9 protein-coding genes are annotated in these 13,094 nt (G+C 64.9%); 4 read left to right on the top strand and 5 right to left on the bottom strand.

Annotation, left to right across the window (positions count from 1 at the left end):
- Positions 1-51: 51 nt before the first annotated feature.
- A complete protein-coding gene (locus SPICUR_RS06415; RefSeq protein ID WP_023367251.1) occupies positions 52-864 on the top strand; it encodes a slipin family protein in 813 nt (270 codons plus the stop codon).
- Positions 857-1,771, top strand: coding sequence for a site-specific tyrosine recombinase XerD (xerD, locus tag SPICUR_RS06410; protein ID WP_051373300.1), 915 nt, complete (start codon positions 857-859; stop codon positions 1,769-1,771). Before SPICUR_RS06415 ends, xerD begins: the two co-directional genes overlap by 8 nt.
- Here the strand turns inward: xerD and fdxA are convergent.
- Together fdxA and mutS are read right to left on the bottom strand one after the other, a co-directional pair.
- Entirely contained in the window at positions 1,768-2,091 is a 324-nt protein-coding gene (fdxA, locus tag SPICUR_RS06405; RefSeq protein ID WP_023367247.1) for a ferredoxin FdxA, read from the bottom strand. The genes xerD and fdxA overlap by 4 nt on opposite strands.
- A 65-nt stretch (positions 2,092-2,156) precedes the next feature.
- A complete protein-coding gene (mutS, locus tag SPICUR_RS06400) occupies positions 2,157-4,733 on the bottom strand; it encodes a DNA mismatch repair protein MutS (protein WP_237220320.1) in 2,577 nt (858 codons plus the stop codon).
- A 132-nt stretch (positions 4,734-4,865) separates the two neighbouring features.
- Here mutS and SPICUR_RS06395 point away from each other — a divergent pair, with 132 nt between their 5' ends.
- Entirely contained in the window at positions 4,866-7,004 is a 2,139-nt protein-coding gene (locus SPICUR_RS06395; RefSeq protein WP_023367243.1) for a copper-transporting P-type ATPase, read from the top strand.
- Positions 7,005-7,074: 70 nt separating this feature from the next.
- Here SPICUR_RS06395 and SPICUR_RS06390 read toward each other — a convergent pair whose 3' ends face one another.
- The 3 genes from SPICUR_RS06390 to SPICUR_RS06380 form a co-directional block, all read right to left on the bottom strand.
- Positions 7,075-10,248 carry a hypothetical protein gene (locus SPICUR_RS06390; RefSeq protein WP_023367241.1) on the bottom strand — a complete coding sequence of 1,058 codons (3,174 nt, stop codon included), beginning with the start codon at positions 10,246-10,248 and terminating at the stop codon, positions 7,075-7,077.
- The gene (locus SPICUR_RS06385) at positions 10,248-11,537 is read right to left on the bottom strand and encodes a metallophosphoesterase family protein (RefSeq protein ID WP_023367238.1); all 1,290 of its coding nucleotides are present in this window, start codon (positions 11,535-11,537) and stop codon (positions 10,248-10,250) included. Before SPICUR_RS06385 ends, SPICUR_RS06390 begins: the two co-directional genes overlap by 1 nt.
- Positions 11,538-11,630: 93 nt before the next feature.
- Positions 11,631-11,984 (bottom strand): hypothetical protein, encoded by a 354-nt coding sequence (locus tag SPICUR_RS06380; protein WP_023367236.1) that lies wholly within the window; start codon positions 11,982-11,984, stop codon positions 11,631-11,633.
- 157 nt (positions 11,985-12,141) lie between these two features.
- On the opposite strand from SPICUR_RS06380, the gene SPICUR_RS06375 reads away from it, so the two are divergent.
- A complete protein-coding gene (locus SPICUR_RS06375) occupies positions 12,142-13,068 on the top strand; it encodes a LysR substrate-binding domain-containing protein (protein WP_023367234.1) in 927 nt (308 codons plus the stop codon).
- The last annotated feature ends 26 nt before the right edge of the window (positions 13,069-13,094 follow it).

Here is a 13,094-nt window from a genome sequence, read left to right as displayed (position 1 = left end):
GGTCGCGGCCTTTTATGTCTAGAATGGAGACACACTATTGGGGGAAGCACCATGTTGATTCCGAGTCTGATCGTTGCCGCCGCGGTCGCCATTATTCTTTTCGCCTCGTTCCGGGTATTCCGCGAGTACGAGCGTGGCGTGGTGTTTCTCCTGGGTCGTTTCTGGCGGGTCAAGGGCCCCGGGTTGCGGCTCATCATTCCGTTCATCCAGCAGGCGGTGAAGATCGATCTGCGCGTGATCACACTGGACGTACCGTCTCAGGACGTCATCTCCAAGGACAACGTCACAGTCAAGGTGAACGCGGTTCTGTACTACCGCGTCATGGATCCTGAACGGGCTGTGATTCACGTTGAGGATTTCAACGCCGCCACCAGCCAGCTCGCGCAGACCACGCTGCGCTCGGTCCTGGGTAAGCACGACCTCGATCAGATGCTCTCGGAGCGCGACAAGCTCAACGCCGACATCCAGGAGATCCTTGATGACCAGACCAATGCCTGGGGGATCAAGGTGGCCAACGTCGAGATCAAGCACGTTGACCTCGATGAGTCGATGATTCGGGCCATCGCCCGACAGGCCGAGGCGGAGCGCAATCGCCGGGCCAAGGTGATCCACGCCGAGGGCGAATACCAGGCTTCGCAGCAGCTGCTCAGTGCCGCGAATGTGCTGGCTGAAAACCCCCAGGCGATCCAGCTGCGCTACCTCCAGACGCTGAGCGACATCTCGGTGGATAATGCCTCGACGATCGTCTTCCCGGTGCCGATGGAGATGATGAAGTCGTTGGGACCGGGCGGACTGCAGACCGGGGGTGCGCCATTCAATGTGGCGCCGGGCGCTGCTGCCAACCCTGCCGGCGCGGATGGCTGAACGCGGTCCGGGCGGGGAAGACCCGGCAACGATCGAGGCCTTTCTGGACGGTCTGTGGATGGAGCGCGGGCTGGCGGATAACACTCTCGCTGCCTACCGAAGCGATCTACAGGCGTTCGCGCGCTGGTTGAGCCAGGGCGGGAAGCCATCGCTGAGGCAGGTCGGGCGAGCCGATGTGATGGGGTATCTGTCGGCCCGCGTCGCCGCCGGGTCGAGTCGGCGGAGTAGTGCGCGGCTGCTATCAACGCTGCGACGTTTCTATCGGTTTCAGGTGCGCCAGGGAGCGCTGGAGCGTGATCCCACCGCCCGAGTGGATGCGCCCAAGCCCGGTCGCCCCCTCCCCGCATCGCTCAGCGAGGACGAGGTGGAGCGATTGCTGGATACGCCCGATGCCGGCACAACGCTGGGCCTGCGTGACCGGGCGATGCTAGAGGTGCTTTACGCGACCGGCCTGCGGGTCTCAGAACTGGTCTCACTGCGTATGGACCAGGTCAACCGCCGGCAGGGTGTGGTACGGGTGACTGGCAAGGGTGGCAAGGAGCGACTGGTACCGCTCGGCGATGCGGCGCTGGAGGCGCTTGACCGCTATCTTGACGCAGCGAGGGCGTTGATCGAGGGGGCCGCATCGACGCCAGCGGTGTTCATCACGAATCGTGGACGGGGCATGACGCGCCAGGCGTTCTGGTATCGCATTCGCGATCATGCCCGCAATGCCGGCATCCATCAGCCACTCTCACCGCATACGCTGCGTCACTCGTTCGCCACACACCTGCTCAATCACGGCGCCGATCTGCGCGTTGTCCAACTGCTGCTGGGCCACAGTGATCTCTCGACCACGCAGGTCTACACCCATGTCGCCCGGGCCAGGCTGCAGGCGCTGCATGCCGAGCACCATCCCCGTGGTTAGCGCTCGAGGTGCTCGAGTTTGTTGGGTACCCCATCCCACTGTTCGGCATCCGCCGGTGACTCCTTCATCTCGGTGATGACCGGCCACTTCTGCGCCAGCTCGGCGTTGAGATCAAGGAAATGCGCCATTTCGCTGGGCAGGTCGTCCTCCGAGTAGATCGCCTCGGCGGGGCACTCGGGCTCGCAGAGTGTGCAGTCGATACACTCATCCGGGTCGATCGCGAGAAAGTTGGGTCCTTCGTGGAAGCAGTCCACGGGGCAGACCTCAACGCAATCAGTGTATTTGCACTTGATGCAATTATCGGTGACGACGTACGTCATGGTTCTCTCCGGCGTAGGTGCATTGAATACGAAAGAGCGTAGGCGGGTGGTGTGATGGCATCAACCTACGTGCGTTGGGGTTTGCCCGTCGGGTCGGCGCCGTCGCTGATCTGCTCCTGGAGGTTATACAGAAGTTCGTGCGCCTGGCGCGGCGTCAGCTCATCGGCGTCAATCGCCTCCAGCCGCTCCCGAAGCGCAGTGGCCCTCGGATCCGCCGGTGCAGGCGCTGGTGCCGCCGCCGGCTCGGCAAACAACGAAAGCTGCGGTGCGGCCGGCTCACTCGCCTCGAGCCGCGCGAGTTTGTCACGGGCAGCACGGATGACGGTCTCGGGAACGCCGGCGAGGGCAGCCACCTGGAGCCCATAGCTCTGGCTGGCGGGGCCGTCGCGGACGCTGTGCAGGAAGACGATCCGCTCGGCATGCTCGACGGCCTCCAGATGGACATTCGCGGCACTTGGGTATTGCTCGGGCAGTGCCGTCATCTCGAAATAGTGTGTCGCGAACAGCGTGAAAGCACGGATGCGCTCGCAGAGGGCCTCCGCGGTTGCCCACGCGAGCGCCAGACCGTCGAACGTGCTCGTGCCCCGACCGATTTCGTCGAGCAGGACCAGGCTCTCGCGGGTGGCATTGCGGAGGATGTTCGCCGTCTCGGTCATCTCCACCATGAACGTCGATCGCCCGCCGGCGAGATCGTCGGACGCGCCGATGCGGGTGAAAATACGATCGATGGGTCCGAATGTCGCCGCCGTTGCCGGGACGAAGCTGCCAATGTGGGCCATCAGCGTGATCAGGGCGATCTGGCGCATATAGGTCGACTTGCCGCCCATATTAGGGCCCGTGATCATGAGCATCCGTTGCCGATCATCGAGTCCGATGTCATTGGCGATGAACGGATCCTCGGTGCTGTGCTCGACGACCGGGTGCCGGCCCTCGCTGATCGTAATCCCCGGCGTTGGTTGCAGGACTGGCCGGCTGTAGCCGAGGCGATCGGCCCGTTCCGCCAGGGTGGCAAGAGTATCCAGTTCGTCAAGCGCGGCGGCAAGATCGAGCAGCCCGGCGAGGTGCTCGCCAAGCCAGTCGACCAGTTCCTCGTAGAGGGTTTTCTCCCGGGCCAGTGCCCGCTCGCGGGCGGACAATACCTTGTCCTCGAATGCCTTGAGCTCAGGGGTGATATAGCGCTCGGTTCCCTTGAGCGTCTGTCGCCGGGTGTAGCGGGTGGGTGCCTGTCCGCTCTGGCTGCGACTGATTTCGATGTAGTAGCCATGGACGCGGTTGAAACTCACCTTGAGCGAGTTGAGTCCGGTGGCCTCGCGTTCACGGACCTCGAGATCGGCGAGATAGTCATCGGCATGACGCGAGAGATCGCGCAGCTCATCGAGGGTGGCGTCGTATCCATCGGCAATGACGCCGCCGTCGCGGATCACCACCGGTGGCTGGGCGACCAGCGCTCGCTGCAGCGCATCGGCCGGCACTGGTAGCGGTGCGGCGTCACGGGCGAGCGTCTGCAGTCGTGGTTCCTCGAATCCGTGGAGATCGGCGGCGAGATCCGGCAGCACGCCGAGTGTGTCGCGTAGCCCGGTCAAATCGCGCGGTCGCGCCGATCCCATCCCGACGCGGGCGCTGATCCGCTCAACATCGGCACAGCGCCGCAACTGTTCGCGCAATGGGGTCGGGTCGCGCTCGATCAGCGCAGCGATCGCCGACTGACGATCGCGAAGCACCGCCTGGTCACGCAGCGGGCGGTTGATCCAGCGCCGCAGCGTACGGCTGCCCATGGCGGTAACGGTCGTGTCGAGCACTGCGGCAAGGGTGTGATCACTCCCACCGGCGAGGTTGGTTTCGAGCTCGAGATTACGCCGGCTGGCGGCGTCGATCGTGATCGCGGCATCGGTCTGTTCGATGCGCAGTTCGCGGATATGCGGCAGTGCCGAGCGCTGTGTATCGGCGACATACTGCAGGATAGCCCCGGCAGCCGCGATTGCCCGGGGCATTGCGGTCACACCGAAACCACTCAGATCGCGGGTGCCGAAGTGGCGGATGAGTGCCCGCTCGCTGGCCTCATGCTCGAAATGCCAGGGCGGCCGGCGGGTCAGGCCCGCAGCGTCCCGCCAGCTGGCCGGTGGTGGGGCCGATTCAGCGATCAACAGCTCAGTCGGCGAGAGGCGTTCGAGTTCGGCGCTCAGCTCGGCCTCTCCCCGTCCCTCGCAGACCGTATACCGGCCAGCCGCAAGCTCCAGGCTGGCGAGTCCCCAGTCATCGCCGTCACGGGTCAGGGCGGTGAGTAGATTGCTGCGCCGATCCTCCAGCAAGGCCTCGTCGGTGACCGTGCCGGGCGTCACCACCCGGACCACCTGGCGTTCCACGGGGCCCTTGGCGGTGGCTGGGTCACCGACCTGCTCGCAGATCGCGACCGACTCGCCCCGTGCCAGAAGCCGAGCCAGGTAGCCCTCATAGCTATGGATCGGCACGCCGGCCATGGGGATCGGCGCACCCGCTGATTCGCCGCGCTGTGTCAGGGTGATATCGAGCAGTGCCGACGCCCGGCGCGCATCCTCATAGAAGAGCTCGTAGAAGTCGCCCATGCGATAGAACAGCAGGATATCGGGGTGCGCTGCCTTGATGCGCAGAAACTGCTGCATCATGGGTGTATGTTTGGATGACTCGGTGGAACCCATACTGCTACTGACTTTCGGTGGTGATCAGCATTGTACAGATGCACTCACCATCAGGGCGCGGCTTGAACCCCACACGGTCGATATAACGGGAGGCCTGTCATGGCCGAACAGAACCCGCTCTACTACACCTGTCCCATGCATCCGGAGATCCGCCAGCCAATGCCGGGTGACTGTCCGATCTGTGGCATGGCGCTGGAACCGGAGACAGTGAGCCGCGATGACGGGCCGTCCGCGGAGCTCACAGATATGACGCGCCGCTTCTGGATCGGGCTGTTTCTGGCTCTGCCGGTACTGATGCTCGAGATGGGCAGTCATCTGATCAGGCTCGATGCCCTGATTGCCCCGCAGGCCTCGAACTGGATTCAGCTGGTCCTGGCAACGCCGGTGGTGGCCTGGTGTGGCTGGCCGTTCTTCGTCCGGGGTTGGAAATCGGTCGTCAGCCGCAACCTGAACATGTTCACGCTGATTGCCATTGGGACGGGAGTGGCGTTGATCTACAGCCTTGTGGCCACACTGGCACCGTCGATCTTCCCGGCGACCTTCCGTCAGCAGGATGGCTCGGTCGCCGTCTACTTCGAGGCAGCAGCGGTCATTGTCGTGCTCGTGTTGCTCGGTCAGGTGCTGGAGCTGCGGGCGCGCGAGAAAACCTCAGGCGCCATTAAGGCGCTCCTCGATCTGGCGCCTGCGACCGCACGCAGGCTCGATGAGCAGGGTGGCGAGTCGGATGTGTCGCTGGACGAGATCGCCGTGGGCGACCGCCTGCGGGTTCGCCCGGGGGACAAAGTGCCGCTGGATGGAGAGCTGCTTGAAGGCCGCTCCAACGTGGATGAATCGATGGTGACGGGGGAGCCGCTGGCGGGTGGCAAGCAACCCGGCGATGAGGTGATTGGCGGCAGCATCAACCAGCAGGGAAGCTTTATCATGCGGGCCGATCGGGTCGGCCGCGATACCATGCTGGCGCAGATTGTGCAGATGGTGACCCGCGCCCAGCGCAGCCGTGCCCCCATCCAGAGTCTGGCCGATACGGTGGCGGCGTATTTCGTACCGACCGTGTTGGCGATCGCCGTCGTGGCCTTCATCGTCTGGTCGGTCCTCGGACCGGCGCCACCGATGGCCTTCGCGCTGATCGCGGCTGTCAGTGTCGTGATCATTGCCTGCCCGTGCGCCCTGGGCCTGGCAACACCGATGTCGATCATGGTTGGTGTCGGCCGGGGCGCTCAGAGCGGTGTGCTGATCCGTGACGCCGAGGCGCTGGAGCGCATGGAAAAGGTCGATACCGTGGTGGTGGACAAGACCGGCACATTGACCGTGGGTCAGCCTCAAGTGACCCGGATCGTTGCGTCGACGGGGTTCAGCGAGGCGGCATTAATGCGGCTCGCCGGCGGCCTCGAAAAGGGCAGCGAGCACCCATTAGCCCAGGCGATCGTTGACAAGGCTCACGCCATGGGACTGGATCTCCCTGAGGCGGAGGGCTTTGACGCGCCAAACGGCAAGGGCGTGACCGGCACGCTCGAGGGCCAGCGGGTGTTGATCGGCAACCGCCTGTTGATGGAATCGGAAAACGTCGACGTGACGGCTTTTGAAGAGAAAACCGATCCATTCCGCCAGGACGGCGCGACGGTCATTTTCGTGGCGGTGGACGGCTCTGTCGCCGGCCTTATCGCCATCGCCGATCCAGTCAAGGAAACCACGGAGGCCGCTATTTCCGCCCTGCAGGGAGGCGGCATTCGCGTGGTCATGCTGACCGGCGACAATCAAATCTCCGCCGAGGCCGTCGCCCGTCAGTTGCACATCGACGAGGTGCGGGCGGAAGTCCTGCCCGAGGACAAGGGACGGGTCGTCCAGCGTCTCAAGGACGATGGCCGGATTGTCGTCATGGCTGGCGACGGTGTGAACGATGCGCCTGCCCTGGCGACTGCGGATGTCGGCGTCGCGATGGGTACGGGGACCGACGTCGCCATTGAAAGCGCCGGAATCACCCTGCTCAGAGGCGATCTGATGGGGATTGTGGAGGCACGACGGTTGTCGCTGGCGACCATGCGTAATATCCGCCAGAACCTGTTTTTTGCCTTTGTCTATAATTCCGCCGGCATTCCCATTGCAGCCGGGGTTCTGTATCCGTTTTTCGGCGTATTGCTATCGCCAATCTTTGCGGCGGCCGCGATGTCACTGTCTTCGGTGAGTGTTATCGTCAACGCACTGCGCCTGCGAATGATCAAGCTCGCCCCCAATCATTGATACTCCGGATGACTGGAGAAAGTCGTGTCCTATACCATCAATCGAGTCATCACCAATGCTCTGATTCGCGTCAGACAAGGTCGCCGGTGCCGACCGCCAGCCAGTCGCTGATCTGCTGGATGCGGGCCGGATCGGCCGAATGGCCCAAGCGATCGAGCAGGCGCCGGGTCAGGGTCTCGGCATCGAGCCGAGGCCGCGGGTCAAGGTAATCGTTGTCCTGCAGCCACGACTCCAACGTGGCCACCTGATCCTGCTGGAGGCGGGGTACCGAGCGCTGCTTGAGGCTATCGACCAACGCCGCCGGATCGCCCGCGAGCGCATCCGCCTTTTCAGCGACACGCTCGCCCATCTTCGCCGAGAAACACCCGGCCGCTTCGATCACTGACCGATCCACAGGGCGGTTGCGTCCCTCACGGGCAAGCTCATGCCAGGCGCGGGCGATCAGCAGCCGTTCGCCGAGGCTGTCCCCGACCAATAATCGCTGACGGCCCGTCTCACCGGCCCGTGTCGCGAGCCACGCCGCGAGCGGCCCAATAGACGCGAGACGCCACTCGCTCATGAGCGTGTAGAGGCCCATCAGGTCATCGCGTAGCAGGTGGAACAGGTGAATAGCGCCAACATCGTCGAGCGGGTCCACTGCCGGCACCTGCAATAGCCTGCCATAGGCTACCGCATCGCGGTCATCCGGGGCTGGCGGCTGCGGCGCTATGCTCGCGGGAGCCAGCACCGGGGCCTGATCCGTGATGCCACGCAGTGCGCCCAGATCGATCCTGTGCGGCGCATGTCCGACGCTCTGCTGCCAGAGGGCGAGATCCTCCTGCCGGGCGGTCAGGTAGAGGATCTGGCGCCCCTCGCGATCAGCGAGTGCGTCGAGGTTACGGGCAATCGCCGCGAATCGTTCGGCGTCGGTGTTGGTGAGCGCCTCGTCCAGGACCAGTGGCAGGGGGGAGCCCTGACCTTCCTGGTCGCGGGCCCAGGCGATACGCGCGGCGAGCAGCAACTGCATCCGTGTACCCGATGAGAGGGCGGTCAGCGGCCGACGCACATCCCGATGCAGGTCCCGCGCGACGGGCCGGTGGGCAGCATCGACCTCGAACGACCATTGATGGTGGGTGAACTGCTCGAAGCGTTCCCGGGCGTCGCGGAGGAGGCCGGGCTCGTGGCGCCGGCGGTAATCCGCCTCGACATCCGCCAGCAGCCAATCCCCCAGGCTCGCCTGGAGGTAGCGGTGATATTGCCCGGTCAGGGTGTCGGCAAGGGCGTGCTCGCCTGCCATGGCCTCGGCCAATGCGTCATCGCCCCCGGCCCGTGCAATATCCGCGTCCAGATCGGCGAGTTCACGGGTGAGGGCGTCGAGCTGGTCGGCTGCCTCGCGCTTTTCCTCGATCGCCGCGGTGATGGTGCTCGCCTCCGCGCTCGCGCTCCACTCGATGAGATCAGGGTGCTGTGCCAGCGGGGCCTGCAATTGCTGCTCCACCACTCGGGCCTGGTCGAGTGCCTGTTGGTTGTGTGTACAGCGCTGATGATCCGCCAGTCGCGTGGCGAGTCCAGAGCGGTCGTCAGTGGAGAGGTCCGCGATCGAATAGATCGCGGCTTTGCGCATGATCGCATCGTCGAGCTCGGCCTGCAGACGCTCCTGTTCGCGGCGCGACCCGTCGATCACCCGCTGGCGGTCGCGGGCGCGATCCAGCCGTTCATCCAGCGACTCCAGCGCGGTCTGCAATGCCAGTGTGTCAGCGGCGTCGATATCAACCCAGGGCGCAAGCCGTTCGTACACCTCGGTCTGTGTAGCCTCGATCCGATGATCCCGATCCGCGACCCGCGCGGCCTCGCGTTCGTACTCAAGCCGTGCCCGGTCGAGCTGGCCGACCAGATCAAGGAATCGGGCCACCCCCAGATCAACATAGTCCAGGTTCTGCAGCCTCGCCTGAGTGAGCGCCTCATCGAGCCCGGCCCGAGCCTCGCGCGTGGCCGCCGCGAATCCGTCGCCGTCGGTGCGTTGGCGCCATCGCAGCGACACGCCGGCTGCGATGGCCGACAGCCCGGCGACCAGACCACCGACAGTCGCCAGCAGATGACCGGTCAGGCCAGCGGCGACACTCCCGCCCAGTCCACTGACCGCTGCGAGTGCCAGCCAACTCAGCGTCATCCCGTCCGGTGATCGTACTGGCGTGCGTGCTCGCGTTTCTACATCCCGGGCATCGCGGTATGCACGGAGCGCCTCACCGATGGCGTCAATGGTTGCAGGATCGAGGGACGGCACGGCGGGCGTGTCGATATTCAAGGCGGCGGCTGCGTGATCGCGTCCCGCTGCGGCCATGGCCATGGCCTCAGCCGCATGGGTGCGTGCCTGCTCGGTGCTGCGCAGCGCCTCGAGCCGCTGGCGGCAGTCGCTGATGAGTGCCCGATCCGGCTGGCGTTCAGCGAGTCCGGTCGCGATCAGTGCCCGGTCCTGTTCCGTCTGGGTGCGCGCCAGGTCACGAAGCTGTTGTCGAAGGCTGTCGATATGCCGGTCGAGGCTGTCGACCTGCTCACCCTCGTTGCCATTGAGCGCCTGCAGGACCGCTGGAAATCCTGCCTGGTGGGCCTCGAGGGCGCGGCGTTGATCCACGGCATCCTTGAGCCGTTGACACTGGTTGAGACGCTCGAGGCTATCCCGGGCGTTTTGCGCCGTTTCCCGGCGCTGGGCGAGCTCCGGCCGCCGTGCACGCTGGTCCTCAAGATCCCGGTACCGGCGTTCGGTGGCCTCTCGGTTCCTGATCGCCGCTTGCCAGTCCCGACGCTCATTCTGTGGGAATGCGGGCGGGATCAGATCGGCATCCTCGCGCACCTTATCGAGATCAATGCCACCCGCCAGGGCTTCGCGCAACCGGCGCTGAAGGGCCGGATCACTGTCTTCATCCGGTGAAATCAGGGTCTCTGCCCGCAGCCAGTAGCAGTTCAGCGTATCGGCTGCAGGCAGCATCGGCGGGTCGCTTGGTTCATCGTCCCGAAGCCAGCTGCGGTAGGGGCCGTTGCGCTGAGCCTGCCAGCGATACTCGCCGTCATTGAACCGGGCGCTGACGGATAGCGCTGATGGATCGGTACGACGCGGTTCGGCGAGTAAATAGTGCAGGGCCCGGATCAGGCTGCTCTTGCCGACTGCGTTGGGGCCGATGACGAAGTTCGTCCCGGCTCGCAGATCGGTGACGCGTATCGGATCGATGCCGGGTAACAACTCGATGTCAATGCGGGTCAGCTGCATCAGTCGCGCTCCTGGGCGAGCATTGCGCGCAGGGCATTCTGCCCGCTCTCGCGCAGCCATTCGGCGACGCTGTGGGTGTCAGGCGGATCACCGGGTAGTTGACCCCAACGCGGTTTGTCAGCCGCGGACCGCAGGTGCTGCGCCGCGGCTTCGAGCAGGGCGCGGCGGTCGGCATCGTCGGGGTCGCGCTGGAGAATCAGCAGCCGCCTGGCGAGTAGTCCCGGCTGATCGTCCCGCTCGGCGAGTCGCTCCAGCGGCGTCACGGGTCGTGTGTCGATGCGCCACGACTCGACGAACCACTGGATGGCGGTTGCGCCGGGCAGGCTCAGGCTCCGGTCTGTTTCCGGCATCGCGGCGCGGATATCCGCTTCCGTCAGGTCGCAGTCACCGGTCAGGCGGATCCGCAGAGCCACCAGGTCCGGTCGTTCGCGGGCTTTGCCCAGCTGCGTGCCCAGTGCTGCCAGTCCATCGCTCAGTCGCTGAGTGACTTCTGCGCTGCTGGCGGTGTCGGTCAGATCGACATCGATGCGCTCCCAGCGCAGAGGGGCAATGGTACGCTGCTCGAAGCGCTGGATATGGCCGCCGCTGATCTCAATCAGCCAGGGGCCGCGAGGGCCGGGTTCACCGGCATCCAGACCCACGACCGTTCCCAGATAACCGCTTGGCCGGGTCGGTGCGAGCGGGTCAGGTTGATGGATATGCCCGAGCAGCCAGGCATCGAACCGCGTGCGGCGTAGCTCATCACTGGTGACCGGGGCGTAGGGGCTCGCGGCCTGGTCGCGATCGCAATGGAGAAGCCCGATCAGCGGCCCGGTTCCGGGATCCGGGGGCAGCTGCGTCAGCGGGCTGGTGTGGACCCGATCGGTGGGAAAGGACCATCCCCACAACGTCGCGCTGGTATCGCTCCCGCCGGATGGATCGCGCAGTTGGACGGACTCCCACTGACCGTTACGGCCCAGCAGATGGGCATCCGGCACGCGATCGATCAGCCGGGGCAGGACGTTGACGTCGTGGTTGCCGCTGACCGCAAGGGTCTTGATACCCGCGCGGGTGAGCTCGGCGATACCGGTCTGCAGGCGTGGCAGCGCCTCGAAATAATCATGACTGGATTCGGCGACGTCGCCGGCGAGCAGAACAGCCGCCACGCCTTCCCGGATGGCCAGATCGACTGTTCGGCGCCAGGCCGCCGCCGGGGAGAAGTCGGCCGCGCGTGACACAAGGTCAGCGGGTAATCGGGCCGGCCGGTGCCCCAGGTGCAGGTCACCGACGGCGAGGAGTTTAAGGCTCATGCCCCAATGCTCGGGGATCGCACCGCCAGACACAAGCCGACCGCCGGCATCGTGCGACACCGGCGGTCGGCCAGGGCCCGACGGGACGGGGCTTTAGTGACGCGTGTCCTGCACGCGGCGGTTACGCGTCTGATGCTGCTCCGCGGGTGCGCCGCCACGCCGGCTCAGCCGGATCTGTCCCAACGGCTGGGAATAGATCCGTGTCAGCTCGCGTTCACCAATGCGGTGGTCTTCACGCGCGCTAATACCGATATCGGCCTTGAGGTGGCTGTTCAGCCGCGTCGGGTCGGCAGCGCTCTGGTGTCGACGACGTCCCCGAAGCCACTGACCGATGGCCCGCGATAGCCGCATGGGAGGCATGGCCGGCAGGCAGAGCGCCGGGTTCTTCTGCTCCGTCTGTTCACGGAGGTTGATGGAATGGTTGTTTCGATCGCTATTGTTGATCATCGTCGTTGACCTCCGTTGAGTCGTTTGACGGTCTTCGCAGGCAGCGGTGTGGCTGCACTGGCAATATTGTCTCGCCCGGTATTTGTTCAGACAACCGAATAAGAATAAACTTTCAGTTCAATTTTAATGATCCGTAAGGGAAAAACAGGAGCGACCGATGTCGACGCCGACGTCACCCAATTCGCCGCAGGGGCTACCCTTGCTGGATATGGAAATCCTGCGGACTTTCCTCGCCATCTCTGAGACCGGGAGCTTTTCCCGAGCGGCACAACAGATCTATCGAACGCCATCGGCGGTGAGCATGCAGATCAAGCGCCTCGAGGAAATGCTTGGACGGGCGCTTTTCGTGCGCGAGCCGCGCCAGGTCCATCTCACCCCGGAAGGGGAGACGATGCTGGGATATGCCCGTCAGCTGCTGGAAATCAACGATGAGGCGGTGGGCCAGTTCCTCTCGCCCCAGGTCGGGGGTACCGTTCGGTTGGGGGCCCCGGACGATCTGGGGACACGTGTTCTGCCGGGTATTCTTTCACTCTTCAGTCGGAGCTATCCGGCCGTCCAGGTCAATGTGCGTGTGGGTCGAAGTCCGGATCTGATGCGACGTCTGGATATCGGCGAGTTGGATGTGGCCCTTCTGGTCGCCGAAGCCGGTAATCGACCCCACCGGCTGGCGGAGCCGGTCTATCGCGAGCCATTGGTGTGGGCCGGTCGCGAGGGCGGTATCGCGCTGCAGCGAACCCCCCTGCCCATAGCCGTGGCCGATCGTGGCTGCCCCTGGCGGCGAATGGCCCTGGAGTCGCTCAACCGCAGCGGCCATCGTTATCGGATCGCCTATACCTGCGAGCACACCGCCGCTCAGGAGGCGGCTACGGGGCAGGACATCGCGATCACGCCGCTACCGAGGGGACTGGTGCATGCCCCGCTGCGTGTCATCGAGGAAGAAGAAGCCGGTCTCTCACCGCTGGGCGATTATGAAGTGCTCATGCTGCGCATGCCCGCCCGCGGGGCCGCCGTGGAGGCGCTCGCGGAGCACATCATGGAGCATTTTGCGGGCACGCCGAACGCCACTGCCGCAGCGGTCGTCTAGCCGATCAAAACTTGCTGATTGCGACC

It is taken from the genome of Spiribacter curvatus (assembly GCF_000485905.1).
Classification (GTDB): domain Bacteria; phylum Pseudomonadota; class Gammaproteobacteria; order Nitrococcales; family Nitrococcaceae; genus Spiribacter; species Spiribacter curvatus.
The sequence above is the reverse complement of the archived record's forward strand: the minus strand, read 5'-3'. Positions and strand labels throughout refer to the sequence as shown.